The 24,711-nt window shown below is 48.5% G+C and carries 25 protein-coding genes; 13 read left to right on the top strand and 12 right to left on the bottom strand.

Features of this window, described 5'->3' with window-relative positions; translation table 11 throughout:
• Positions 1–44: 44 nt before the first annotated feature.
• Positions 45–1,202 (top strand): L,D-transpeptidase family protein, encoded by a 1,158-nt coding sequence (locus OI18_RS24190; RefSeq protein WP_240312743.1) that lies wholly within the window; start codon positions 45–47, stop codon positions 1,200–1,202.
• Here the strand turns inward: OI18_RS24190 and OI18_RS09275 are convergent.
• Positions 1,199–2,470, bottom strand: a complete 1,272-nt coding sequence (locus OI18_RS09275) for an aspartate kinase (RefSeq protein WP_039139226.1) — start codon at positions 2,468–2,470, stop codon at positions 1,199–1,201. The genes OI18_RS24190 and OI18_RS09275 overlap by 4 nt on opposite strands.
• An 86-nt stretch (positions 2,471–2,556) precedes the next feature.
• Here OI18_RS09275 and fbp point away from each other — a divergent pair, with 86 nt between their 5' ends.
• Positions 2,557–3,570, top strand: coding sequence for a class 1 fructose-bisphosphatase (fbp, locus tag OI18_RS09270; protein ID WP_082037903.1), 1,014 nt, complete (start codon positions 2,557–2,559; stop codon positions 3,568–3,570).
• Between the two features lie 3 nt (positions 3,571–3,573).
• Here fbp and OI18_RS09265 read toward each other — a convergent pair whose 3' ends face one another.
• Positions 3,574–4,743 carry an acyloxyacyl hydrolase gene (locus tag OI18_RS09265; protein ID WP_152616771.1) on the bottom strand — a complete coding sequence of 390 codons (1,170 nt, stop codon included), beginning with the start codon at positions 4,741–4,743 and terminating at the stop codon, positions 3,574–3,576.
• A gap of 161 nt (positions 4,744–4,904) precedes the next feature.
• On the opposite strand from OI18_RS09265, the gene OI18_RS09260 reads away from it, so the two are divergent.
• From OI18_RS09260 to OI18_RS09245, 4 genes are read left to right on the top strand one after another with little or no spacing between them, the layout of a single operon-like run.
• The gene (locus OI18_RS09260; protein ID WP_039139224.1) at positions 4,905–5,393 is read left to right on the top strand and encodes a CAP domain-containing protein; all 489 of its coding nucleotides are present in this window, start codon (positions 4,905–4,907) and stop codon (positions 5,391–5,393) included.
• 24 nt (positions 5,394–5,417) lie between these two features.
• Positions 5,418–6,185: an ABC transporter ATP-binding protein gene (locus OI18_RS09255; RefSeq protein WP_039139223.1), complete on the top strand. Its 768-nt coding sequence runs from the start codon at positions 5,418–5,420 to the stop codon at positions 6,183–6,185.
• A gap of 59 nt (positions 6,186–6,244) precedes the next feature.
• Positions 6,245–6,781, top strand: a complete 537-nt coding sequence (locus OI18_RS09250; protein WP_039139221.1) for a YfiT family bacillithiol transferase — start codon at positions 6,245–6,247, stop codon at positions 6,779–6,781.
• Positions 6,782–6,793: 12 nt separating this feature from the next.
• On the top strand, positions 6,794–7,345 hold the full coding sequence (locus tag OI18_RS09245) for an NUDIX hydrolase (protein WP_039139220.1): 552 nt from the start codon (positions 6,794–6,796) through the stop codon (positions 7,343–7,345).
• Here OI18_RS09245 and OI18_RS09240 read toward each other — a convergent pair.
• The 6 genes from OI18_RS09240 to OI18_RS09215 all read right to left on the bottom strand — a co-directional run bounded on the left by OI18_RS09240 (position 7,335) and on the right by OI18_RS09215 (position 13,518).
• Positions 7,335–8,624 carry a bifunctional folylpolyglutamate synthase/dihydrofolate synthase gene (locus OI18_RS09240; protein WP_039139218.1) on the bottom strand — a complete coding sequence of 430 codons (1,290 nt, stop codon included), beginning with the start codon at positions 8,622–8,624 and terminating at the stop codon, positions 7,335–7,337. The genes OI18_RS09245 and OI18_RS09240 overlap by 11 nt on opposite strands.
• A 42-nt stretch (positions 8,625–8,666) precedes the next feature.
• Positions 8,667–9,545: a hypothetical protein gene (locus OI18_RS09235; RefSeq protein ID WP_039139215.1), complete on the bottom strand. Its 879-nt coding sequence runs from the start codon at positions 9,543–9,545 to the stop codon at positions 8,667–8,669.
• A 100-nt stretch (positions 9,546–9,645) separates the two neighbouring features.
• Positions 9,646–10,581, bottom strand: coding sequence for a DMT family transporter (locus tag OI18_RS09230; protein ID WP_082037902.1), 936 nt, complete (start codon positions 10,579–10,581; stop codon positions 9,646–9,648).
• Positions 10,559–11,857 carry a radical SAM family protein gene (locus tag OI18_RS09225; RefSeq protein WP_052273021.1) on the bottom strand — a complete coding sequence of 433 codons (1,299 nt, stop codon included), beginning with the start codon at positions 11,855–11,857 and terminating at the stop codon, positions 10,559–10,561. The genes OI18_RS09230 and OI18_RS09225 overlap by 23 nt, the downstream gene beginning before the upstream one ends.
• A gap of 64 nt (positions 11,858–11,921) precedes the next feature.
• The gene (locus OI18_RS09220) at positions 11,922–12,476 is read right to left on the bottom strand and encodes a hypothetical protein (protein ID WP_039139210.1); all 555 of its coding nucleotides are present in this window, start codon (positions 12,474–12,476) and stop codon (positions 11,922–11,924) included.
• 1 nt (position 12,477) lies between these two features.
• Positions 12,478–13,518 carry an agmatinase family protein gene (locus tag OI18_RS09215; protein ID WP_039139209.1) on the bottom strand — a complete coding sequence of 347 codons (1,041 nt, stop codon included), beginning with the start codon at positions 13,516–13,518 and terminating at the stop codon, positions 12,478–12,480.
• Between the two features lie 155 nt (positions 13,519–13,673).
• On the opposite strand from OI18_RS09215, the gene OI18_RS09210 reads away from it, so the two are divergent.
• The 4 genes from OI18_RS09210 to OI18_RS09195 all read left to right on the top strand — a co-directional run bounded on the left by OI18_RS09210 (position 13,674) and on the right by OI18_RS09195 (position 18,190).
• Entirely contained in the window at positions 13,674–14,078 is a 405-nt protein-coding gene (locus OI18_RS09210) for a cytochrome c maturation protein CcmE domain-containing protein (protein WP_039139207.1), read from the top strand.
• 12 nt (positions 14,079–14,090) lie between these two features.
• A complete protein-coding gene (gene ccsA / locus OI18_RS09205) occupies positions 14,091–16,556 on the top strand; it encodes a cytochrome c biogenesis protein CcsA (RefSeq protein WP_039139205.1) in 2,466 nt (821 codons plus the stop codon).
• A 74-nt stretch (positions 16,557–16,630) separates the two neighbouring features.
• Positions 16,631–17,278, top strand: coding sequence for a DUF4294 domain-containing protein (locus OI18_RS09200; protein ID WP_039139203.1), 648 nt, complete (start codon positions 16,631–16,633; stop codon positions 17,276–17,278).
• Positions 17,279–17,344: 66 nt separating this feature from the next.
• Complete coding sequence (locus tag OI18_RS09195) at positions 17,345–18,190, top strand: hypothetical protein (RefSeq protein ID WP_039139201.1); 846 nt, start codon at positions 17,345–17,347, stop codon at positions 18,188–18,190.
• Positions 18,191–18,192: 2 nt separating this feature from the next.
• Here OI18_RS09195 and rfaE2 read toward each other — a convergent pair whose 3' ends face one another.
• From rfaE2 to panC, 4 genes are read right to left on the bottom strand one after another with little or no spacing between them, the layout of a single operon-like run.
• The gene (rfaE2, locus tag OI18_RS09190) at positions 18,193–18,693 is read right to left on the bottom strand and encodes a D-glycero-beta-D-manno-heptose 1-phosphate adenylyltransferase (RefSeq protein WP_039139199.1); all 501 of its coding nucleotides are present in this window, start codon (positions 18,691–18,693) and stop codon (positions 18,193–18,195) included.
• A 35-nt stretch (positions 18,694–18,728) separates the two neighbouring features.
• Complete coding sequence (locus OI18_RS09185; RefSeq protein ID WP_052273020.1) at positions 18,729–19,748, bottom strand: lysylphosphatidylglycerol synthase transmembrane domain-containing protein; 1,020 nt, start codon at positions 19,746–19,748, stop codon at positions 18,729–18,731.
• A gap of 8 nt (positions 19,749–19,756) precedes the next feature.
• Positions 19,757–20,101, bottom strand: a complete 345-nt coding sequence (gene panD / locus OI18_RS09180; RefSeq protein WP_039139306.1) for an aspartate 1-decarboxylase — start codon at positions 20,099–20,101, stop codon at positions 19,757–19,759.
• Between the two features lie 59 nt (positions 20,102–20,160).
• Positions 20,161–21,006 (bottom strand): pantoate--beta-alanine ligase, encoded by an 846-nt coding sequence (gene panC, locus OI18_RS09175; protein ID WP_039139196.1) that lies wholly within the window; start codon positions 21,004–21,006, stop codon positions 20,161–20,163.
• 120 nt (positions 21,007–21,126) lie between these two features.
• Here panC and OI18_RS09170 point away from each other — a divergent pair, with 120 nt between their 5' ends.
• The 3 genes from OI18_RS09170 to metK are packed head-to-tail and all read left to right on the top strand — an operon-like array spanning position 21,127 to position 24,689.
• Positions 21,127–21,939 (top strand): glycogen/starch synthase, encoded by an 813-nt coding sequence (locus tag OI18_RS09170; RefSeq protein ID WP_039139304.1) that lies wholly within the window; start codon positions 21,127–21,129, stop codon positions 21,937–21,939.
• Positions 21,940–21,982: 43 nt separating this feature from the next.
• The gene (locus OI18_RS09165; protein ID WP_160290211.1) at positions 21,983–23,392 is read left to right on the top strand and encodes a DUF4270 family protein; all 1,410 of its coding nucleotides are present in this window, start codon (positions 21,983–21,985) and stop codon (positions 23,390–23,392) included.
• A gap of 43 nt (positions 23,393–23,435) precedes the next feature.
• Positions 23,436–24,689: a methionine adenosyltransferase gene (metK, locus tag OI18_RS09160; RefSeq protein WP_039139191.1), complete on the top strand. Its 1,254-nt coding sequence runs from the start codon at positions 23,436–23,438 to the stop codon at positions 24,687–24,689.
• The last annotated feature ends 22 nt before the right edge of the window (positions 24,690–24,711 follow it).

Here is a 24,711-nt window from a genome sequence, read left to right as displayed (position 1 = left end):
GTCCCGTTTGTACTATGAAAAGATTTTGTTTCACCTTAAGTCTGTTGACATCGATATTTATTGGGCAGGCCCAGACGGCTTTCCAGCCCGTATTCACTGACTACCAGCGGAACCCGTCGCGTATCAACGACATTCTTCGCAGGAATGAGGACACACTGATGAAACAGTTCAGGGAAAAGGGACTGCAATGGCCGGCGCGCTACCTGTATATCCGATCATTTAAATATGACAGCCAACTTGAGGTTTGGGTGAAGAACGAAAAGAACGAAGCCTACAAACTTTTCAAGACGTATAAGGTCTGCGCAATGGCAGGAACCCTAGGTCCCAAACGGATGGAGGGCGACTACCAGGTGCCGGAAGGATTTTACTACATCAATGAATTCAATCCCCGTAGTGTATATCACCTTTCTCTCGGCCTCAATTACCCGAATGCCTCTGACAGGTACCTGAGTGATGCCATTCAGCCTGGAGGAGATATCTACATTCACGGAAGTTGTGTGACCACGGGTTGTATTCCCATCACCGATTCCCAGATCGAAGAACTGTATGCACTTGCATCGGGTGCAAAGGCGAAAGGACAGGATTTCATTCCGGTTCATATTTTCCCGGTACGGTTTGATGTAAAACGCAGCACGGAATACCTCAACAAGTATGTGCGTGACTTTGCTGACTATGGTCATCTTGCCAACAGCCTGCGCGATGTGTTCTTCTATTTTGAAAAGAATAAAAAGCTGCCGGTGATCATGGTGAATGGCAGGGGAAGTTATGTACTCGATGAAGAGGTGAAGAAATCTCATCCCGGAGCTGAAAAAAAGCAGAACAGTGCTCCTGCTGTGGTAAAAAAACAGCGGACCCTTGTTGCTTTCAACGAAAGGGAAATTCCGAATACGGTTCATAAACTTCCTGAGTATCCTGGTGGTGCAGATGCCTTCAAGGCTTACCTGAAAGAGCTTAACCAGCAATTGTCACCTTACCTGAATGAAGAGCAGCATACCGCATATGTACTGGTTGAATTCATCGTAACGAGCACCGGCAAGGTCCTGAACCCGCGCATCCTCAAAGGTGGTAATGACCAGCTCAACGAGCACCTGCTCGACGCCCTTGAACTGATGCCCGACTGGATCCCCGCTGTCCGCGAAGAACAACAGGTGCCGATGAAGCTCAAGCAAACAATTGTAATTGAGAATAGACCTGCGGCTTAGGCTGGTTTGCGTAGCAAGACCTGTACTGTATCGCTGGTTTGTTGCTTCAGAACAATTTCACTACCCGCAACCAGTTTATCGAGCAACTCGGGCTTGTAATGCCTCACCGTAAGAAGGCTAAGTCCCTTCTCCACATTCACATCAAAAATCCCGGAGGCTTCGAGGGCAAGCTGCTGGATCTTTTCGGGCTTGTCGTCCATACAGCAGAGAAAAGAGATCGCACCATTCTGCGTGAGGTTGGGCTTGATAGAAAGGTGTTCGAAGAGATGATAAAGTTGGCCGACCGGGCGTTCACCAACAAAGGAGAAATCCTTCGACATCAGCTGCATCATTACCTGGTTGTTCTTCACCACGATGATGGGCGGCAGTTCATGCACCGGCTCATTGTGGATCACCGTACCGGGAAGTGATGCATCGAGGAAACACTTCACGTATAATGGAATGCCTTTGTTTTGCAGTGGCTTGATGGTCTTGGGGTGGATCACCTGCGCGCCGTAGTAAGCCATCTCAATTACTTCAGCATAATTGAGTGTAGAGATCAGCTGTGCATCGGGAAATTGTTTCGGATCGGCATTCATCACACCTTCCACATCCTTCCAGATGGTCTGGTCGTCGGCATCTGTCATGTTTGCAAATACCGCAGCGGTATAATCACTTCCTTCCCTGCCAAGCGTGGTGCTTTCATTTTCGTCTGTCGCACCAATAAAGCCCTGGGTAATGACAATATTGTTTTTGTCGAACAACGGTAGTATAACTGACTTTACCCGTTGCCGGGTGAATTGCCAGTCGATATTTGCGTCACGGAAATTATCGTCGGTGCGCAGTACGTCGCGTACATCTATCCAGCTGTTCGCTATTCCCGATTCATTCAGGAACGCGCTTACGATCGCAGTGCTCAGCAATTCGCCTGTGCACACGATCTGGTCGTAATAATAATCGTAGTCGCGAACGGGTTTGTCGTGCAGCAACCACTCCACTTCGGTAAAGAAATTGATCAGTGATTGTTCACAGGCAAGGTAATGTGTAACGAGAAGGTACTTGGCTGTGGTGAGGTGTTGTTGCTTTACCTGGCTGAATAGATTCAGCGCTTCATCTTTGTTGCCTGCAAAAAAACTTTCGGCCACTTTTTCGAGGGCGTTGGTTGTTTTGCCCATTGCTGAAATGACTACCAGCAACTGTTCATCTTTATGATGCCGCAGGATGTTTGCAACCTGGTTTATCCTTTCCACGCTGTTGACGCTTGCGCCGCCAAATTTGAAAACCCTCATGTGAACCACTTTTTTATTGTGGGCAAATATACATTGCCATTGTTGATGGAAGATTCGTTTCTTTGTTGGTCTTCAAAACGATTGCTATGAGTATGGTTAACAGGAAAGTCCTGACCCTGGATGAATTCACCATCCAACAGCTACGCATGTTCCCACAGGCCACAGGTGAATTGAGCAGCCTGCTCCGCGACATTGGCCTCGCTTCCAAAAGAATCAATGTAGAAGTAAATAAAGCCGGTTTGGTTGATATCCTTGGTGATCACGGAAGCGTGAATATCCAGGGCGAAGAAGTGAAAAAGCTCGACATCTTTGCCAACAACCAGATGATGGGAGTATTGCGCCACGGTATCAGTTGCGCAGGCATTGGCAGTGAAGAGCTGGATGATATCGTGATCTTCGATGATGAAGTCAGTAACCAGTCGAAGTATGTGGTGTTGTTCGATCCGCTCGACGGAAGTGGAAACATCGATGTGAATGTATCAATTGGTACCATCTTTTCTGTTTACCGCCGCGTTAGTGAACTCGGCAAGCCATGCACCCGTGAAGATTTCCTTCAACCGGGCATTCAGCAGGTTGCTGCCGGTTATGTGATCTATGGTAGCAGTACCATGCTGGTATATGCCACCCGCCGGGGAGTGAACGGCTTTACACTCGATCCTTCAATCGGCGAATTCTGCTTAAGCCATCCTGATATCAGGTGCCCGGAATTTGGTAAGATCTATTCCGTGAACCATGGGAATTTTTTCCAGTATTCCGAAGGGGTAAAAAAATACATCAATGTCTGCCAGCAGAAAACAACAGAAACCGGCGGACCCTATACCCAGCGTTATATCGGCAGCATGGTAAGCGATGTGCACCGCAACCTCATCAAGGGTGGCATCTTCATGTATCCCGGCACAACGGGCAAGCCTAAGGGAAAACTGCGGCTGCTGTACGAATGCAATCCATTTGCTTTCATCCTGGAAGTTGCAGGCGGCAAAGCCACTGACGGTACCAGGCGCATCCTGGACATCAAGCCCGAAGAACTGCATGAGCGGACGCCATTCTTTGTAGGAAGCAAGGGCATGATGGAAGAATTGGAAGGCTTCCTTGCGAAGTAGGTTTTAGTGGTGCTGGCGGACGAAGATCTTATATCCGAATCCCCATTCTACCCAGTCTGATTGGGCACCATTAAAGGTTTTCAGCCCGATCTGCGCATTGAAGCGTTTGCTGATATCGAAGCGCAGGGCGGGCCTCACGAAAGTTGTTCCCTTTAATTCACGGCCAATGGAACTGAGGTGCACGCCCACCTGCAGTCGGATGCTCAGCCGCCAGAACATAAAATCGTATCCCGCATGAGCACCCGGAAAGAAATTTTCCATTTCGGTTTTATTCGCCGTGTATTCAACGGTGTCCCGTGCACTGGGATCAACAAACGCGTCGAAGCCGACAGTAAGTCCATGTTTGGTATTGAACTTATGCTGGTATTCAAGAACTGTTGATGAAGTAAGGTACCGGTGATCAGTACCTGCATCCCGGATATTCTGGACGGTACCAAAAGCCTGGTACAGGGTAATATTATTTTCTGAGAGCCGGCGTGGTCCTGGCCATTGCGGAGTCACTGGCCTTACCTCGAGAATAGTTGAGGGATGCCTCGACTTATCGACAACCTTCTGCGAAGTATTGAAATTATAAGCAGCACCAACACTAAGGCCGATCATGTTAAGTCCCATGTTTGGGGTATTGATCCTTCCATTGCTGAAGTGGGTAAGGTCTAATCCGTAAAGCAGGTCAATTTCCCTGTTAACCTGGTACCGCCCGCCGGCATGCAGACAAAAATAAACAGCCAGTTTTGCGCCGATTGCGTCGTTGATGCTGTTATTATCCGGGTCATATGGTTTCAGGTTGTACGTGAGTCCCAATGCCGGCTCTAAAAGGAAATTATTTCGCCTGCCCTGGTTCAGGGGGAAGCTGATAAACCCGAACAAAGCATTCGGATTCCCAAAAATCTCAGGGTCGCCGATATATCCGGTGTACCAGCCAATCCCATATGTCGGGTAGCCGTGTTCCTTTTGCCAATCCTGGCTTCCTTTCGATTGCCAGCCATACCGCAGTTCAATTGCGGCATAACCATTTTCCAGCATTTCCGATAATTGTTCACCCGTATAAAGGTGTCCGCCGGCGTGTAGCTTAAACCCAAAACTCCTGAATTTATCCGGCACAGTCTTCACCTGCGCGACCAGGTCGCTATATATGATCATTCCCAATGCAAGGCAAAATAGCTTCAGGCTCAAGGCGAATTCTTAAAGCCCAAAATTGCAACAGGGACTTATTAAAAACGAACCTGTTTAACGGTAAAAGGTACTCTGGCCATTATATCTCATTTAAATCCCATGTGTGTTCCCTGGCATTTCTCTTTGGCCTAAATCTTGCAAATTTGCCAAAAATTCAACTCATGAAACTAGTGATTGCGGTACTGTTGATCTCTATCGCCGTGTTTTCCTGCAAAAGCAAGCCGCCGGCTACCGCAAAACCTGCTGTGAAGGAGAAAACATCCTCCATGTCTACACTGGAGTCGGGAATCCTGGCCGAGGTGAACAAATACCGGAAATCTAAGGGCCTGGGCCCGCTTGCAGCCAACAGTGTAATTGAAACCGAAGCAGCCATGCACAGCCAGGCAATGGCCAGCAAACGCATTGCTTTCGGGCACGACGGTTACAACACCAGGATCTCGCGGATCAGCAACAGGCTCGGTGGTGTTTCTGCCTCAGCCGAAAATGTGGCTTATGGTAATATGACCGCCAAAGAAGTGGTACAGAGCTGGCTGAAAAGCGCCCCCCACCGGAAAAATATTGAAGGTCGCTATAACCTTACCGGTATCGGTGTTTCCCGCGATAACAGGGGAGTCGTGTTTTATACCCAGCTCTTTGCGCTGAAATCCTGATCACCTGCCTTATCTTGTGTTCCTATGGCAGGCAGACCAATCATTACAGTCAGGAATCTTGTAAAACGTTATGGGAATTTTGAAGCGGTGAAGGGGCTCAACTTCGATGTGTATGAAGGTGAGATCTTCGGCCTGCTTGGTCCAAACGGCGCCGGTAAATCAACTACTCTTGAGATCATTGAAACGCTCCGCGATAAAACGCAGGGGGAAGTTATTGTTGATGGATATAACCTTGATAAAGATCCCGGTGAGATCAAGAAGATCATTGGTGTGCAGTTGCAGGCAGCAGGTTACTATCCAGGTCTTAAACTTACTGAACTGATTGATTTATTCGCGGGACTGTATAACCGAAAAACAGACCCGCTTGCATTGCTTGATATGGTAAACCTGCGCGATAAAGCGAAGGCAAAATACAAGGAACTGAGCGGTGGACAAAAACAACGGTTTTCAGTGGCCACCACGCTGATCAATGATCCCAGGATCATTTTCCTGGATGAGCCTACTACCGGACTCGATCCGCAGGCCCGCCGTAATTTATGGGACCTGATCACCGACATCCGGAAAAAAGGAACTACCGTAATTCTTACGACTCACTATATGGACGAAGCAGAAGTGCTCTGCGATCGGGTGGCCATTCTCGATAGTGGCAGCATCATTGCTCTCGACCATCCCGACAAACTGATTGACCAGCTCGTGGCCACCGGATTTGAAAGGCCTCGTGAAGTAAAGAAAGCCAACCTCGAAGATGTATTCATCCAGCTGACGGGACATAAGCTTCGTGACGGTGTATAAGCTCAGCGGAAACAATTAAATTGCAGCCATCAATTCTTCATCAACCAAAAACCGGGGAAATGAGCACAGTAGAAAGAGACCTTCGCTATCCGATCGGGAAATACGAACCAAAGGAATTTTCAGAACTGCAATTGAAGTCATGGCTGAATGACATCCGCTTTCTTCCGCAGCTTCTCGAGAATTCTATCCTCAACCTGGATGAGCAGCAGTTGCTGACTCCTTACCGCGATGGCGGCTGGACTGTGAAACAGCTTGTCCATCACGTTGCGGACAGTCACAGCAACGCGCTGATCCGTTTCAAACTTGGCCTCACAGAAGATAACCCGACCATTAAACCGTATGATGAAAAGGCCTGGGCAGAACTGAACGATGTTCATGAACTGCCGATCAATATTTCACTTACAATGCTTCATACCATTCATGCGCGCATGCACAGCTGTATCAAAAACCTGTCGGCAGCAGAGTGGCAAAGAACCCTCGTACATCCTGAACATAACATGCAGATGACCCTGTATTATCTGCTCGGCATGTATTCATGGCATGGGCGACATCATACCGCACACATCACTGCCCTCAGAGAAAGAATGGGCTGGTAATTACAACAAATTATGCACTGGAAAACGCTGTCATCGGAATACATCAGCAACCACATTTATTTTACTGCAAGGCGGGATCGCTGCCAGCGGGACGACGGGGCCATCATTGATCCGTATTTTGTCGTGGAGTTGCCTACTTCGGCAACAGCACTGGCATTGACCGCCGACAACAAAGTACTGATGGTAAGGCAGTACCGGCATCCAATTGGTGAAGTGATCCTGGAAACCCCGGGTGGATTCATTGATCCGGGTGAGGACTTCGCCACAGGAATGAAACGCGAGCTTAAGGAAGAAACGGGATATGCATTTGAGAACATTGAATTTGTGGGAAGGGTTGCCGCAAATCCCGGGGTACTGAATAACTATACGGAACTGTACCTGGCTACCGGCGGCATAAAACAGGACAGCCAGCAGCTGGATCACAACGAAGAAATTGAAGTGGTAGAGATCTCACTGGATGAACTTACAGCCATGCTCATGCGACAGGAAATAAAGCAGTCACTGCATGTGAACTGTATTTTCTTCGCCCTGATTAAAATGGGAAAACTGCAGTTTACGGGTTGACTTCTCCCACAACGAATACACTTCCGCAAACGAGCACCAGGTCTTTGTCGTCTGCCGCATCTTTCGCAGCCCGGAAAGCACTGTTTACGTCAGGGTAGGTATTTCCTTTGAGCCCGGCCGCATTTCCAATTGCGGCAAGCTGTTCGGCTGCCATAGCACGCGGAATATTTGCTGCAGTAAAGTAGTAAGTAGCATGTGCCGGAAGCTGGCTGATCGCCCGGGAAACGTCTTTGTCCTTTACCATTCCCACTACGATATGCAGCCGGGTATAGGCCATCAGTTCCAGTTGTTCCCTGATCGCTTTGATGCCGTCTTCATTGTGGCCCACATCAAGGATCACCAGCGGATCTTTCCCTACCTGTTCCCACCTGCCGTGAAGGCCGGTCAGTTTTTTCGTATGGGCGAGACCATTATGGATTGCGCTTTCGGGAATGCTCCAGCCTTTTTGCTGTAATACCCTTATTGCCTGGATTACGGTGAGTACATTTTTCAGCTGGTAAACCCCAGGCAGGTCGAGCAGGTAGTGATGCCCGTCTACCCGGCAATCTTCTTTTATCGTCACGGAAAGTTTAACTCCGCCATTTTCCCATTGCACAACCTGCTGCTGCTGGTCTGCCAGGTAGATGGCCGCATTTTTATCGCGTGCCACCTGTTCAAACACCGGCTGGGTTTCAGGCAGCATTTCGCCTATCACAACCGGGATCCCTTCTTTTATTATGCCCGCTTTTTCAAATGCGATCTTTTCAAGGCTGTCGCCAAGTATATTCATATGATCCCAGCCGATATTCGTGATCACCGCGATTTCCGGCGTCACTATATTGGTGCTGTCGAGCCGGCCGCCCAGTCCAACTTCCACAATGGCGACATCCACTTTCTCCGCTGCAAACCACGTGAATGCCATTGAAACGGTAAGCTCAAAAAAAGATGGTTCAACTGCGGCGATCGGCTCCTGCATCCTTTCGGTGAAATCAACCACATAATTCTCAGGAATCATTTCGCCATTGATGCGAATCCGTTCGCGGAAATCTTTCAGGTGTGGGGAAGTATAGAGCCCGGTCTTATAACCTGCCTGTTGCAGTATGGCTGCAAGCATGTGGCTGGTTGAACCCTTGCCATTTGTTCCGGCAACATGAATGGATCTGAACTTCGTGTGCGGGTTATCGTTAACCGCTTCAAGCTCGCGGATATTATGCAGGTCTTTCTTATATGCATCTGCACCCAGTTTGCTGAACATGGGCAAACGTCCGAATAGGAAGTCGATGGTCTCCTGGTAATTCATCACTGCAAAACTAAATGAAGCTGTAGTAATTACAGGAAATTATCAGCTCTTAAGCCTGAAGTTGAAAATGATAGTCCCTATCTGCTCTTCGCTGCCCGCGGTAAACTTAAGCTGCATGGCTTTACGGACTGCAATTGCTTTCAGGTTGCTGTTGGAAGTTGTGGAACCGCGGGGCTGGTACACAGCGGAGATCACTTTACCACCTTCATCGATCCGGATATCAAGCGCGACCTTGGCGTTCTCATTGAAGTCATCTTCAAATGAAGGTACGCTGGCGATCTTGCGACCGGTTAGTCCACGCGAAATACTCACGCCTGACTTGCCGCTTCCACCAGAACCTTCATAGTTGGTTGAATTCGGATCACCACCGGGTTTGCCCTGGTCACCGGAACCACCGGCTATTCCCTGGTTTCCGCCCTTTTTATATGTGTCCGCTTCATTGCCACCTGTACCTGTTCCTGAAACACCTTTAAAAACAGCCTTAGGCTTTGGCGGTGCGGGAACAGGATTGGTAACCGGGGTGGTTGGCTTCTTTACCGCAGGCTTTTGGGTTACTTCCTTCTCAGGAATTTTCGTAGCCTCGGGCTTTTTCACATCTGGTTTTTTCACTACCGGTGCGTCTTCTTCAGTATCATCTGTATCCACGTCACGAACATCTTCGGCAGCAACGGCTGCTACTTTCGGTGGAGTATATTGAGGCTGTTTGGCAGGTGCCGGGCTTTCGGGTGACATGGGCTGGTCGTCACCAAACCCTTCATCGCTGTTACCCAGGTTCACTTCTATGCCTTCTTCGTATGGAGGCGGTGGCACTACGGGGAGCGTCCAACGGATAAAAAACAGGACCAGCAATAATGTTCCTATTACGGCTGCTGTGTAGCCACCGGCACGGAGGTTCTTCTGTGTTTCAAATTCAGCGGTCATCAATTGTGTATTGGCTCCTTAAAAATAGTATTGTTAGTTTAAACGCGAAAAATTTGCTCTGAAGTTTGGGAAGCTGTTAGGAAATTTCCCATTCGCTTATTCACCTATTCACCTTCAGCGTGCTGATATTGGCAATCACCAGGCCCGTGATAACCAAAATGCCACTGATGATGTGGATATAGGTGATCTTCTCCTGCAGGATCAGCAGGGCTTCGAGACTGCTGAAAATCGGGATAAGATTGCCAAACAGGGCAGTGCGTGCGGCACCCAACCGGGCAATGGCAGCGTTCCAGCATAAAAATGAAATTACGGAAGTGCCGAGACCGAGGTAGAGGATCACTCCTAAGAGATAACCATCCCATACTACCGGCGGTGCGGCGGCAGATTCAACGAGGTAAGCGGGCAGCAGCAATAGTGTGCCCATCCAGAAAACTGTAAGCAGGAAACTACTGGCCCCAATGGTTGGTGGCTTTTTCCTGACGAGGATATTATAAACGGCAAAGGCGAAAGCACCAAGTAAAACCCAGGCGTCTCCTTTACCGAACTGAAGTGTGATCAGTCGCTGCAGGCTTCCCTGCGAGAGAAGGTAAAGTATACCGGCAATGCACAGGGTAAGTCCTGCCACGCGCATTGCGGTAACCTTTTCTCCCAGGAAAATCCGCGCAAGCAGGATGGAGATAATGGGCGAGGAAGTAGTCCCGATCAATGCCAGGTTAATTGCCGGTGAGTAGTGCCCGGCAACATACACAAACGTATTGAAGAGAGTTACTCCTGTGAGTGCCGTATAAAAAAAATACGGCATGTTTTTTTTGATCTCCGGGAAGTCTTTCCGCAACTGCTTCCAGCCGATCGGGATCATGATCAGCGATGCCGTAAGCCAACGGAAGAATGCAAGGGCAACAGGCGGGATCTCGTGGATCACTTTCCTGGCGATAATGAAATTACCGCTCCAGATAATGGTTGCCAGTACTGCCAATGCAGCACCGGTCAACAGGCTTTTATTTATTCTTTGATCAGTGGGCAAAGTCCAGTTCAAAATTTCCTTTTATTCTTTCCATCGGTGGATTGTAATAACCGAATTTAAGATGCGGAAATTCCTCCCTGATCAATTCCATCAACTGCTTCACGCCCATACATTCGCCAGTATCGGTCACACCGATTTTCCCGAGATACCAGTCGGGATCGATATTGAAATTACGCCACTGGATCATGCACAGGTCCGTTTCCCTGATCAGCTTCCTCAGTGCTTCATATTCTTCAACACTGTCGGTCATCCCCGGGAAAACGAAATAGTTGATGGAGGTCCACCCACCATAACTGCGCATTATTTTCAGGCTTTCAATGATATCCTCGAAGTCGTAGTTATTAGGTCTGTAATAAGGCATGTATACTTCCCGGCGTGCCGAGTTCGTACTCACGCGGATACTGTTCAGTCCCGCTTCACAAAGCGCTTTCACAGCATCGGGTTTTGACCCGTTCGTATTCACATTGATGCTTCCCTTGTCAGTATGTTTCCTGATCTCGAGAATGGCATCGCGCATGGTTTCCCAAACAAGCAATGGCTCACCTTCACATCCCTGGCCGAAGCTGACGATCGGGTAGGGCGCTGATTCCAGGTGCGGTACCGTGTATTCAACGATCTCTTCCGGCGATGGCCTGAAGGTCAGCCTGTCCTGTGTCGAAACGATCGGCTCTTCATCCGGCTGCAGGGATATGCATCCCACGCAGTTCGCATTACATGCGGGTGATGCGGGGATCGGGCATTCCCATCGTCCCATAAAGTAGTTACGGGCAGCAGGACAATGATAAGTATTGCAACAATTATCTGCGAGGTGTTTCACAAGCCGGTTATGCGGGAATGATTCCAGCATTTTTGAAACGCCTGTCTCAATGATGCGGTCGTCATAACCAACGCATTCCTGCCTGATGTCCGATTCGATCCGGACAGCGGGGACAACGAATTTGCCCTCGACCCAGCCGGCAGCGGTATAACAGAACAAGGGGAGCGTAGGAGCATCCGGGGCAGTTTCATAAGCCGCCAGGAACAGCCCGGTGTGGGCAGGCGGGATAAATGCTGCCACAGCCCAGCCCTTTTCGCAGAGCCGCATTTCACCGGTCTTTACGTCGATCCCGATGCCGCGGCGGCCTGGTAACTCGTAAAGGTTTCCGCCCTTCGGCAGTTCGATCCAGTCTTCCTCCGGAACGGGGTAAACATCCCAGCCGCTACGCCCGGTGGCGAACAGGGTATTGTCTTCAAATATGTTTCCTTTCCCATCTGAATAAAGGAGAAAAGGGCTCTGAGTAAAATTCAAAATGAAATATTAAAAAGTAAAAAACTGCGAGAGCAAAGATACTACGATTGTGCGAGGGTGGGGGTCAGGCGCTGACAGATTTAAGTTTTTCTGCGCAATACCGGTTGAATTCGTCCTCGTCTGCATCCCCTTCTTCATCAATGGTTTCGCGCTGGAAAAGGCGGTTGTCATTAAAATCGAGGGTCAGGAGGTTATCGCGCAGCACGATATTATCGAAATCTTCCCAGGCGTATTGTTTCCGCGGAAAGCTGTTGAAAACGATCCTGTCGCTGCTGAAGCCGATCTCCAGGTTTTTCTTGGCCTGGCGTTCAACCAGTCCCAGGATCAGAAACGGGATGCTCAGCCAGGGATAAAAAGGCATGCTGGCCCAGACCAATGCAGTTATGAATAACAGATAATTATAATGCACAGGCTTTTTCAACTTTACCGAACGATAAAGGTTAGCTACCAGCAGCAGGGCGATCAGGGCTACGCCGATAATGTGAACCAGCCGCTTTTCTGTGGACCTGATGTATTCAAGCAGGAACATCAGCATGGAGGCGCCGCACAACAGCACACTGAACCTGTCCACCTGCCTGGCGATCCGGTTCTGCAGGGTTACCACGTATTCATACACCATGTCAGAGATTATTCGCTGTTAACAGGCTACAAAGTTTGAAAAGCACCCGCGCACCTACGTTCGCGTTCCAGTCAGTACTTCCCACACCTACTTCGTTAAGGTCGAAGGCGATGATCTTCCGGCCGCTTTCATGAACTTTTTTGAAGAGGTAGTAAACCTGCTCCACTTCAAATCCGCCAGGCACTGGAGTACCAGTATCACCACAGAGTTTTGGATCCAGCCCGTCGATGTCAAAACTGATATAGACCTTCTGCGGTAATTGAGCGATGATATCATCAACGATATTTCTCCAGGTATCGCCTTCGTATTGCCTTTCGCGGATCTGCTGGTCGAAGAAGGTCACAACCCGGTCATTATTTGCACGGATGTATTCGACCTCTTCATCGCAGTAGTCGCGGATTCCCACCTGCACCAGCTTTTCAACGCCGGGAAGTTCTTCCAGCACATTGTACATGATACTGGCATGTGAGTATTTGAAATCTTCATAGGCTTTCCGTAAATCGCAGTGTGCGTCGATCTGCAGGATACCGAAAGAGCCATGCTTTTCAGTCAGGGCTTTGATGAAACCAAAGGGTGTGCTATGGTCGCCGCCAAGCAGGGCAACCAGTTTGCCCTTGTCGAGCAGCTCACGGGTTTGCGTATGCACCCAGTTGTTGAGGAAAAGACTGCCTTCATTGATCTCTTTCAGGGAGCGGCACATGAAATTGTTCTTTTCAACCTGCTCTCCCGAGGAGATATAGTCGATGTACAATTCCGCTTCCTTGCGGAGGTAATCACTTTTTAACAAAATCTTTTTATCTACCTCCCGCATGTAAAAGCCGCTGCGCCAGAGGTTATGGTAGTCGGAATCATAAAGGTCAACCTGGCGGCTGGCTTTCAGGATATTTTCTGCTGCCCGGGCGGTTCCGGCGCTATAGCTTACTGTTACTTCCCAGGGCACGGGAACGATTACCAGCCGGGCTTCCGATTCAGTTGTGGGTAAACCGAAAAGATTGTAGTTCGGGTTACCCAGGCTGTTTGCATCATATTGGGAAAGATCCATAGTTTCTGATTTGAAAACGGGCGCAAGTTAGGTTAGCCATCCTTAGATGCAAAATAAATACAAACCGTTGTCAGGTTAAAATCGTAGCCCCGCCGGAAACATTTGAAAGGGGGATAGTAAATTGGCCTAACTTTGCGGCGGTAGACCCCAGCATTATGAAAAAGACCCACATTATCATCCTCATTTTCATCGCACTGGCGATTGCAGTCCTGATCAGTTTCATGGGCGATCTAACGACCTATGATACAGTTGCTTCAGCACGCCAGAAAGAAGGAAAGTTTGTGCACCTGATCGCCAAACTGGACAAGTCGCAACCCGTAAATTACGACCCGATCAAGAACCCCAACTATATGCAGTTTACTGCAGTCGATACGCTCGGACATTCGACACTGGTCATTTATCACAATGCAAAACCTACCGATTTTGAAAAGAGCGAAAGACTGGTGCTGAAAGGCAGCATGAAAGATGGAAAGTTCGAATGCAAGGAAATGCTGATGAAATGCCCATCCAAATACAAGGATGACGTGAATGCTAACAGGAACAATCTGAGTGCTAATTAATTTAACCCACCCATGAACTATATCGGTGAACATTTGTTGCCCGGGCAACTGGGACATTTTTTTATAGTGCTTGCCTTCGTATCCTCCCTCGTTGCAACCTTCGCATTCAGCAAGGCTGCCAACAGTGTTGATCCGGCTGATGAAAAAAGATGGAAACGACTCGCCCGAATTTCATTTGGCATCGACTTCCTGTCTGTGTTCTTCGTTTTCGGTACACTCTATTACATTATTTCTGCCCACTATTTTGAATACTTCTATGCGTGGAACCACAGTAACCGTTCCCTCGATACCAGCTACCTGCTGAGTTGTATCTGGGAAGGACAGGAGGGTAGCTTCCTGTTGTGGACCATGTGGCATGGCGTGATCGGGATGCTGATCATGGCCCGCGGAAGCAAATGGGAAGCGCCGGTAATGGCGGTGATCTCCTTTGCCCAGATCTGCCTCGCAACCATGATCATCGGCCTCTATTTCGGTGACGTGTTTATAGGCAGTAACCCCTTCCTGCTGGTTCGTGAAAAGTTCGCCGACGCCCCGGTTTTTGCACGCCCTGATTACCTGAGCCTGGCCCAGATGCAGGACGGGCAGGGACTGAACCAACTTCTCCAGAATTACTGGATGGTGATTCACCCGCCAATATTGTTTCTTGGTTTCGCTTCTACGATCGTGCCTTTTGCTTTTGCGATTGCAGGGCTCTGGAAAAAGGATTTTGGTGGCTGGACAAGGCAGGCGCTTCCCTGGAGCCTGTTCTCTGCCGGCATCCTCGGCCTCGGGATCATGATGGGTGCCGCCTGGGCATACGAATCCCTGACCTTCGGTGGCTACTGGGCCTGGGACCCGGTTGAGAACGCCTCGCTTGTCCCGTGGCTGGTTCTTGTTGCCGGCATCCACACACAGCTGATCTTCAACGCAACCGGTCATTCGCTCCGGGCTACCTACGTATTTTTCATTCTTGGTTTTTCACTGGTACTATATTCTACCTTCCTTACCAGAAGTGGGGTGCTGGGCGACAGCTCCGTACACGCGTTCACCGACCTGGGCATGAATACGCAGTTGCTGATCTTCATGCTGATCTTCGTTCTGCCGGCATTCGCGCTTTATGCGTCCCGCTTTAAATTCATTCCGCATATCAAGAAGGAAGAGGAAACCTCATCGCGCGAGTTCTGGATGTTTATCGGCGCGCTGGTCCTGTTCCTCAGTGCTGCAGTGATTACCTGGCAGACTTCCTTCAACCCGATTTATAACAAGATCACCGGGCAGTCGACCGCAGCACCGGAAGATGTGGAGTTTTCTTTCAACAAGATCCAGGTCTTTGTGGCAATAGTAATTGCCCTGCTTACTGCGGTTACCCAATACCTCAAGTATAAAAAATCAACAAAGGAACAGTGGATCAAAAAGATCCTGGTTCCAACAGTTATCACTGCCGCAATAACCGTTACATTCTTCGTGGTAAGCGGACTGGAATACGATAAAAAAGGCCCGGGCTTCCAGGCTGCCATTTACCTGGCATTCTTTGCGAGTGTGTATGCCGTTGTAGCAAACGCTGCCTATATCTGGGCCGGGCTGCAGGGCAAGCTGAAGGCTGCAGGTGCCTCAATCGCTCACGTTGGTTTCGGCTTATCGCTGGTGGGAATTCTCATCTCGGCATCCAACAGGAAAGTGCTCTCCCATAATACCACGGGCATCAACTTGAAGTTCGATGAAAGGTCAAAAGAAAAGCCGCTGGAGAACCTGACGCTGATCAAGGGACTGGCAACCGATATGGGCGCGTACTGGGCAACTTACCAGAACAGCGATTCCACCAGCAAAAGTGGAACCATCAGCTACTATCGCGTTGATATGATGAAGAAGGACAGCAGTGAAAGTTTTACACTCTATCCCAACCTCATCCGCAATACGAAAGGGCAGGAAGGATTTTCCAATAACCCCGATTCGCGTCACTACTGGAACCGTGATATTTTCAGCTATATTACTTACGCTGATAATATGGACAATCGCGAGGATACCACGCAGTTTGTGAACCATAGCCTGAAGGTGAATGATACCGTGTACTATTCAAACGGATTCTTTATCCTTAATAAAGTGGTGCCTAACCCATCGAACGATAAATACCAGTTCAGTCCGACCGATACAGCCCTGATGGCAGATATCACCGTCTTTTCAAAAGAAGGAACCCAATATGCTGCCCGTCCTGTATTTTATGTGAAGGACAATGAAGCCAGGTATATGCTGGATACGGTTTTTGCGCAGAACATTGCCCTCGGGTTCAGCCGGGTGCTTGAGAACCAGCAGATAGAACTGCAGGTGAAGGAAAGCAGCAGGATGGTGCCTTTTATTTCATTGAAAGTGTATGAATTCCCGCACATCAATATACTCTGGATCGGAATTATCCTGATGACCGTTGGCTTCGGCATGAGTGTGGTTTACCGGAGCAGGCAGGGCAGGCTGAAAGCTATTAATAAACAGAAACAGGCCGCATAAAATTTAGGAATCCACTAACAGCTTTTTGGGTTACAAACATGTCTTAAGATGCATTAAGTACTGGGAGCTGACACATGCAAGAAAAGAACATATCATTTTTCCGGCTGATTTTCATTGTCGGGCTGCTGATTGCAGGCGCGACCGCCATGGCGCAGACTCCTGCGCCGGTGATCCCAAAGGCTCCCCAGGATCCCAGGTTCGGACCTTATGATACCATTCTTGTTCCCATCCATGTATTTCGTGGCGATACCCTGCCTTCAGGCACCCTGGATTACTTTTTCGTAAGTGCGCCAATGTCCCCGGCAATGCGCAAGCGGTACGAAAAATGGACCCGGCTTCGCAACGCGGTTTATGTTACCTATCCATACGCACGGAAAGCCGGTGTCATCATTAATGATATTAATTCAAGGGTCGTCTCCATGTCGTCGAAGGACCGCAAGAAATATATCAATAGTCGCGAGAAGGACCTGAAAAAAGAATTCACGGAACCGCTCACCAAACTTTCCGTTTACCAGGGTCGCGTGCTCATGAAGCTGATCAACCGGCAAACCGGCAACAACTGCTACGAGCTGGTAAAAGAATATAAGGGAGGAATCTCCGCCAGGTTCTGGCAGACTGTCGCCTTCTTCTTTGGCAGCAGCCTCAAACAACCCTACGATGCGGCTAACGAAGACCGGGAGATAGAACTTATTGTCAAGGAAGTTGAGAAAATGTATCGATAGGGAAATGAATGTGGGTCGTACTGGTATATTATTTGCACCAGCAGTTCTACTTTTTAATTTTCCATTTTGAGTCGACCAGCTGTACTGCTTTGCTTATTAATTTTCGCTACCGGTGTTTCGGGACAGAGTATTTATACAACGCTTCATTTAAATGAGGAGCGCGACCTTCATTCGGGCTCAGCTTACAAGATCATCAAAAAGACAGTTCATTATGGTTCACCTGGAAAGCAGGCGACAAAGGAGGTAACGGAGTATGATAGGCATGGACTGCCGTCTGCAACCTGGTTCTACAATGTGCCGGGAAAAGTTTCTTCCATTTACCGGTTTAGTTATGATACGGTGAAGCGGGTGCTGCTTGAAACGCGCATCGCAGAATACGAACCGAAGTTTCCCGTCAAAAAAGTAAGAACAGAATACCATTACGACAATTCCCGCAGCCCCGTGCTGATCTGCTATTACGATTCTTCGAATGTGCCCTTGTCGGAAGTAAGGCTTTCGAATAACAACCTTGGTTTGCCTGAAGAACTTCGTTTATTCGAACCCGTTGGAAGTATGATGGGATTGGAAAAAGCTACCTATCTCCCGGAAGAAAATAAAGCTGTGGTATTCGTTCATAATGCAGCGGGAACTATGATGTCAAAGGACACCCTGAAGATCAGTTTCCGGGATGCCCACCGGTTTCACGACCCCGCATTCCGGTATAACAGTAAAGGCGATATCATTTATGCAGCCGCAACCTGGCCCGACGGCTCACTGCACGAAAAAGAGTTTCATTACACCTACGATAAGAACGGGAACTGGACGGAACAGAAGATCTATGATGCAACCTATTCGGCAGCCGGCAAAAAGAACAAACGCTTACGCAGTATTTCCCGACGGGAGATTTATTACCGCAGTCCATCGCCGCGCTGATTTTACTTCTTCATCGACTGCATCCGTGCCACGATAGATGTGGTAGAAAAACCTTCCACGATCTGGTTGATCACCACGCGTCCACCGTTCTCCATTACCTCCCGGTGACCCACTACCTGCTCAACCCGGTAGTCGCCACCTTTCACAATTACGTCGGGAAGAATTGCCGTGATGACCTGGAATGGCGTATCCTCATCAAAGATGATTACGGCATCAACCATGATCAGCGATGCCAGTACCAGTGCCCTGCTGTTCTGGTCATTGATGGGGCGTTCGGGACCCTTGCCCAGCCGCCTCACCGAAGCATCGGAATTGACGCCAACGATCAGGATATCACCTTCTTCGGCAGCCTGCGACAATGAATAGATATGACCCTGGTGAAGAATGTCGAAAACTCCGTTGGTGAAAGAGATTTTCTTACCCAGGAATTTCCAGACTTCCACTGCATGGATAAGTTCGTTCAACTTATAGATCTTCTTCGGGATGATAGCAGGATTTCTCATCTTGTCGCATTTGGTACGAAGGTCGGATAAAACAATTATGCCATGTGCGGCGACTCTTTCTTTTTCCTGTTCAGGAGGGGAAACAGGAAAAATGCTGCGCCACCTGCGACGATAACCAGGAAGAATTGGGCGAGCCAGAGGATCCAGCCGAAAGCTTTCGCGATGATCTCATTCAGCCCGTAAAGCATCATAGTTTCCTGCACTAAAATCGGGTAGGCACCTACACCGCCCTGGGTAACGATCATGCCTACACTGCCCAGGCTCAGCACCGAGAAAGCTGGCAGCCAACCATAAAAACTTGTTTCTGTCAGGGCAAGAAATCCGAGCCTTATGCTGGCCAGGTAAAGAAACCAGATCAATGCAGTGTGAAAGAAGAACCAACCTTTGTTCTTTACGTATCTCACACTGGTAAGTCCTTCCCAGATTCCCTTCCCGATTACGCGGAGTTTATTAATGAACCCGATGTGGCTGAATTTCTGCAGGGCGTACCAGCTGCCTGTTCCGATCACCAGCACAATTGCTGCAAAGATCAGCAGTCGGTTATAGTTGAACTCACCGGTACCGCCGGTAAACAGTTTGTTCAGCATCTCCATCGCAAATTCGCCGATGATATCGATCTGGGAAACGATCGTGATCGCAAATACAATGATGAGGCAGATGAGGTCGAAGGCGCGTTCCGCAACAATGGTTCCGATCAGTTTGTCGGCAGGAACCTTTTCATACCGGGCCAGCAGGGTACACTTCAGCACTTCACCCAGCCTGGGCACCAGCAGGTTGGCCAGGTAGCCGATAAGAACAGCGAGGTAAGTATTGGTAAGTGATGGTTTGTAACCAAGGGGCTCCATCAGGATCTTCCACCTTACTGCCCTGCTGAAATGACTGACGAGGAGCGCAAGGGTAACGGGAACCATGGGCCAATAGTCGGCGCCTTTCAGCGCAGCCTTCATTTGTTCCCACTGATCCGATTCGATTTTTCCCAGGCTCCACCAAACCAAAAAGATCCCCAACCCGAGGAAAAACAAATATTGCAACAGGCTGGCGATCCTTTTATTCATAGACTAGCTTATAAAGTGTTTCCTTCCTTTGGAAATACTACCCATGGCTGAAAGGACTTTGCTTGTTCAAAATCCATCCGGGCATAAGAAATAATGATAACGATATCCCCGGCAGCGCCAAGGCGGGCGGCCGGTCCATTTAAACAGCAAACGCCGGACCCGCGTTTTCCTTTGATCAGGTAGGTTTCAATACGTGAACCGGTGTTGACATTCACCACCTGGATCTTTTCATATTCAATCATGTTCGCCGCTTCCATCAGGTTCTCGTCGAGGGTAAGACTTCCAATGTAATGCAGGTTGGCTTCCGTGATCACGGCACGGTGTACCTTTGACTTTAAGATTTCAATATCCATAAGATTGAATTGATCTTTTTTTAGAACGGTTCGCAAGGTAGGACTTTCTACCATAAATACTAAGGGATTAACATATTATCGATCAGCCTCACTTCATTCAGGTACACGGCTGCCAGTGTAACCAGCGGACGACTGCCATCCCATTCATCCGGCAACTCCAGGCTGTCGGCATCGGCAACGGCTACATAGTCTACCTTAAAACCATTTTCCTTCAGCGCTTGTTCGGCTGCCGAAACAATTGGTTCAAGCGGACCCGGCTGTACCGTTTTCCGGATCCTGTCCAGCACACCGGACACGATCACTGCTTTCTGCCTTTCTTCCGCATTCAGCCTGCGGTTCCTGCTGCTCATGGCCAGTCCGTCCGTTTCCCGCAGGGTTATGCATGTATGTAAGTTTACTTTAATACCCGTAAGCTGGATCAGTTTTTTGACAACCATACATTGCTGGTAATCTTTCTGACCCATGTAAAGGTTATCCGGCTTTACCAGTTGCATGAGCCGGTCCATCACCTGGCATACGCCCTGGAAATGACCCGGCCGGTATTTTCCTTCCAGCACTGTCTCCAGGTACCCGAGGTCGTAGGAGGGAAGCTGTCCCGTACCGTTAGGATAGATCTCCGTTACTGAAGGCAGGAACAACACGTGTACACCCGCTTTCTCCAGCAATTCAATATCTGCCTCTATAGTGATGGGGTATTTTTCAAAGTCTTTCGGGTCATTGAACTGTGTCGGGTTGACGAAAATACTACATACGACGATGGCATTTTCTTTCTTTGCTCCTTCAATAAGCGAGAGATGCCCTTCGTGAAGGGCGCCCATAGTAGGCACGAATCCTACCCGGGAACTGTTAGTGGTTTCCTCGTCAAGGTATGTCCTTAGTAGTGAGGCACGTTTGATAACGATCATTAAATGCGTGTTTTAGCAGGCTTTACTGCGGTAAATCCGGTTTTTCGCGGAAATAATACTACCTTTGCACACCTATTGACTGAAAATTCAGGCTCATTTTCACCAATTGTAACCGATAAAATGTCAACAAAGAAAAGAATTTTATTCATTGCGAACGAAATGTCGCCCTACCTGGAACTGACAGAGTTCTCTGAAATTGTAAACAGGCTGGCGATCAAATCGAATGACAATGGTTTTGAAGTGCGTTGCATTATGCCTCGTTTTGGGACTATCAATGAACGCCGTCACCGTTTACATGAAGTGGTTCGGTTATCCGGGATCAATGTGTCAGTAGACAATGATGATTTCCCGTTGCAGATCAAAGTGGCATCATTACCTAATGCAAGGCTCCAGGTTTATTTCCTCGACAATGAAGACCTCTTCAAAAGGAAATTTGTTTTCCATGACGACAAGGAAGAATGGTTTGATGACAACAGCCTGCGCACCATTTTCTTTTGCAAGGGCGCACTGGAAACAGTAAAGAAATTTGGCTGGCCTCCTGACATCATTCATTGCAGCGGATGGATGACAAGCCTGATTCCCCTTTACCTGAAGACTGCCTATAAGAAGGAACCTGTCTTTGGTCATAGTAAGGTTGTTTACACTATCGGCCAGAATACCTTCAAGGAAAAGCTTGGTACCGATTTCCTGAAGCAGGCAATCATCCATGCAAACATCAAGGAGAAAGACCTGGAACCATTCAAGGATATTAATAATACCGCAATGTTCCGCGGCGGCGCTACCTATGCCGATGCAGTTACATTCGGCGCGGATAAGGTTGACAAGAAACTGGCAGAGGAGTTCGCAAAAGTGAAAGGGAAAAAAGTGCTGGCTTTTAATGCAGAGTCTGATTTAACAGACTATTTACAACTGTATGCCGACCTTGCCAAGTAGTTTTTCGGCTCATAACATTTTAGACTAATTAACCGGTTTGTTTGTGAAGAAACTTCTTTATAGCCTTTCCATTGCTATTATCCTTTACATTTCTTCCTGTACCAAAATCAGAACTACCGAGATCGGTAATGAACTGATCCCGTCTGTTGATAACGTTACCGTTTTTGACACTACCCTGGAAGTAACTTCAGAATTTTATTCCCTTCCCGACAGCACGCGGATGACGTATAACGTTGACCATGTGCTTGGTCTAATGGAAGATCCCACCTTCGGCAAAACTACCGGTGAGATCTATGTGCGGATGAATCCACAGTCAAAAGGCTATCCTTTCGGGAAACTGCCTGACAGTATTGTAGGGCTGGACTCCGTTATTCTCGCACTGCGTTATTCCGCTGTGTATGGCGATACCAATTCTGTTCAGTCGCTCAAAGTTTTTGAAGTTGATCCCGGAACTGAATTCAGGGACTCCTCGCTCGGTTATCTCATCAGTCACCAGCCCTTTGCTGCCAACACCCTGATCGGGGAAAAGAATAATATCTTATTCACTACACTTAATGACAGCCTCACCTACATCAGGGTAAAGGATACGGTGAAAACGGTAAATGAACTCCGGGTGCCCATTTCAAACAGTTATGGCCTGAAGCTCATGAATATGGATACGGCACGGTACCGGAATGATACCACGTACCGCGAGAACGTGACCGGTTTCGCTATCCGGATGGATGCTTCCTCACCCGTAAGGCGTGCACTGTCGTATTTCAACCTGGCAGACGCCGGCACAAAGCTTACTTTCCATTACCGCAGGATCTTTAACGGCAAGGTGGATACAGTGGTAACTGACTTTGTTTTCCGTACCTATGCCAACGCGAACCTGGTTAGCCGCGATCCGACTGGTACACCTTATGGCAACCAGCTGGTTAATGGTACAACGAACCAGGAGCAACTGTACCTGCAGACCTCACCGGGTTCTTATGCCCTGCTGAAGATCCCCGGACTGTCAGGACTCGCGAACGGACTGATATATAAGGCTGTACTGACGACTGACCGCCTTGAAGGAACTGATGATAAATTGTTTACTGAACCGTCGCTGCTGTTTCTTGATGCGGTCGACAGTGCAGCAAACAAATACCTCACCATCCCGAATTCATTTCCGTTCAACCAGAATGCTGCGCCATTATATTATACCCCCGCGCAGTTCGGCGGTTTCCTGGCAAACGGCAGATACGAGTTCGATCTTTCCCGCTACGTGCAGGGAATCGTGACTAGAAAAGAGAAAAATTATGCGCTCAGGCTGTATGCACCATACAGAACTACACCATACCTGTCTTATTCAACAAGTACGGCAGTGCCAATGACCATCAACAGCCCGCTGACAAAAGGACGCGTGATTGTAGCAGGCGGAGCCAACCCTGTTAAAAAGCTGCGGTTGTATATTATTTATTCTAAAATTTAACCGGCAGGCATATATTTGCCCCGAATTTTAAAATCAGAACTTCATGCCTTATTTGTTTACATCAGAAAGTGTTTCTGAAGGACATCCGGATAAAGTGGCCGACCAGATTTCAGACGCGCTGATTGATAACTTTCTTGCTTTCGATCCCAATTCAAAAGTTGCCTGTGAAACATTGGTTACTACCGGCCAGGTGGTACTCGCAGGTGAAGTGAAATCAAAGGCTTACCTCGACGTTCAGGAAATTGCCCGCGGAGTGATCAGGAAGATTGGTTACACCAAGAGTGAATATATGTTTGAAGCAAATTCATGTGGTGTGTTTTCTGCCATCCATGAACAGAGCGCTGACATTAACCAGGGCGTGGATAAGAAGAAGAAAGAAGACCAGGGTGCTGGTGACCAGGGAATGATGTTTGGTTACGCTACCAACGAAACGGAAGATTATATGCCTTTGGCACTGGATCTCGCCCATAAGCTGCTGCAGGAACTTGCTGCACTCAGAAGGGAGAACAAGCAGATCAAGTACCTGCGTCCTGATGCCAAGAGCCAGGTAACGCTCGAGTATGACGATAATAACAATCCTGTTCGTATAGACGCGATCGTTATCTCTACCCAGCACGATGATTTTGACACAGAACCAAAAATGCTGGCGAAGATCAAGAAGGACGTTATCGAGATCCTGATCCCGCGCATCAAGTCAAAGTATAAGAAGTACGCGAAACTGTTCAACGACAAGATAAAATACCATATCAACCCGACAGGTAAATTCGTGATCGGTGGTCCGCACGGTGACACCGGGCTTACAGGCCGCAAGATCATCGTGGATACTTACGGTGGTAAAGGTGCTCACGGTGGTGGTGCATTCAGCGGAAAAGATCCTTCCAAGGTTGACCGTTCTGCGGCATACGCTACGCGTCACATTGCCAAGAACCTGGTTGCTGCAGGTGTTTGTGATGAAGTGCTGGTACAGGTTTCTTATGCCATCGGTGTTGCTCAGCCAATGGGCATCTACATTAACACGCATGGCACGGCAAAAGTGGATAAGTCTGACGGTCAGATCGCAAAGATCGTAGAAGGTATCTTCGACATGCGTCCTTATTTCATCGAGCAGCGCCTGAAGCTTCGCAGCCCCATCTATTCTGAAACAGCTGCTTACGGTCACATGGGCCGCAAGTCTGAAACTGTTGAGAAAGAATTCAGGTCCCCCGATGGTAAAGTCATCAAAAAGAAGGTGGAACTCTTCACCTGGGAAAAACTGGATTATGTTCCGAAAGTGAAAAAAGCTTTCAATATCAAATAACAAAGTGCCACCTTTTAGGTGG

It is taken from the genome of Flavihumibacter solisilvae (genome assembly GCF_000814475.1).
GTDB classification, from domain to species: Bacteria; Bacteroidota; Bacteroidia; order Chitinophagales; family Chitinophagaceae; genus Flavihumibacter; species Flavihumibacter solisilvae.
The sequence above is the reverse complement of the archived record's forward strand: the minus strand, read 5'-3'. Positions and strand labels throughout refer to the sequence as shown.

What these genes read in the sequence shown, in the direction of transcription:
- OI18_RS09275 (WP_039139226.1), bottom strand. Translation starts at nt 2,470, where the DNA reads ATGAGGGTTTTCAAATTTGGCGGCGCAAGCGTCAACAGCGTGGAAAGG.
- fbp (WP_082037903.1), top strand. Translation starts at nt 2,557, where the DNA reads ATGAGTATGGTTAACAGGAAAGTCCTGACCCTGGATGAATTCACCATC.
- OI18_RS09260 (WP_039139224.1), top strand. Translation starts at nt 4,905, where the DNA reads ATGAAACTAGTGATTGCGGTACTGTTGATCTCTATCGCCGTGTTTTCC.
- OI18_RS09255 (WP_039139223.1), top strand. Translation starts at nt 5,418, where the DNA reads ATGGCAGGCAGACCAATCATTACAGTCAGGAATCTTGTAAAACGTTAT.
- OI18_RS09250 (WP_039139221.1), top strand. Translation starts at nt 6,245, where the DNA reads ATGAGCACAGTAGAAAGAGACCTTCGCTATCCGATCGGGAAATACGAA.
- OI18_RS09245 (WP_039139220.1), top strand. Translation starts at nt 6,794, where the DNA reads ATGCACTGGAAAACGCTGTCATCGGAATACATCAGCAACCACATTTAT.
- OI18_RS09240 (WP_039139218.1), bottom strand. Translation starts at nt 8,624, where the DNA reads ATGAATTACCAGGAGACCATCGACTTCCTATTCGGACGTTTGCCCATG.
- OI18_RS09235 (WP_039139215.1), bottom strand. Translation starts at nt 9,545, where the DNA reads ATGACCGCTGAATTTGAAACACAGAAGAACCTCCGTGCCGGTGGCTAC.
- OI18_RS09220 (WP_039139210.1), bottom strand. Translation starts at nt 12,476, where the DNA reads ATGGTGTATGAATACGTGGTAACCCTGCAGAACCGGATCGCCAGGCAG.
- OI18_RS09215 (WP_039139209.1), bottom strand. Translation starts at nt 13,518, where the DNA reads ATGGATCTTTCCCAATATGATGCAAACAGCCTGGGTAACCCGAACTAC.
- OI18_RS09210 (WP_039139207.1), top strand. Translation starts at nt 13,674, where the DNA reads ATGAAAAAGACCCACATTATCATCCTCATTTTCATCGCACTGGCGATT.
- ccsA (WP_039139205.1), top strand. Translation starts at nt 14,091, where the DNA reads ATGAACTATATCGGTGAACATTTGTTGCCCGGGCAACTGGGACATTTT.
- OI18_RS09200 (WP_039139203.1), top strand. Translation starts at nt 16,631, where the DNA reads ATGCAAGAAAAGAACATATCATTTTTCCGGCTGATTTTCATTGTCGGG.
- rfaE2 (WP_039139199.1), bottom strand. Translation starts at nt 18,693, where the DNA reads ATGAGAAATCCTGCTATCATCCCGAAGAAGATCTATAAGTTGAACGAA.
- OI18_RS09185 (WP_052273020.1), bottom strand. Translation starts at nt 19,748, where the DNA reads ATGAATAAAAGGATCGCCAGCCTGTTGCAATATTTGTTTTTCCTCGGG.
- panD (WP_039139306.1), bottom strand. Translation starts at nt 20,101, where the DNA reads ATGGATATTGAAATCTTAAAGTCAAAGGTACACCGTGCCGTGATCACG.
- panC (WP_039139196.1), bottom strand. Translation starts at nt 21,006, where the DNA reads ATGATCGTTATCAAACGTGCCTCACTACTAAGGACATACCTTGACGAG.
- OI18_RS09170 (WP_039139304.1), top strand. Translation starts at nt 21,127, where the DNA reads ATGTCAACAAAGAAAAGAATTTTATTCATTGCGAACGAAATGTCGCCC.
- metK (WP_039139191.1), top strand. Translation starts at nt 23,436, where the DNA reads ATGCCTTATTTGTTTACATCAGAAAGTGTTTCTGAAGGACATCCGGAT.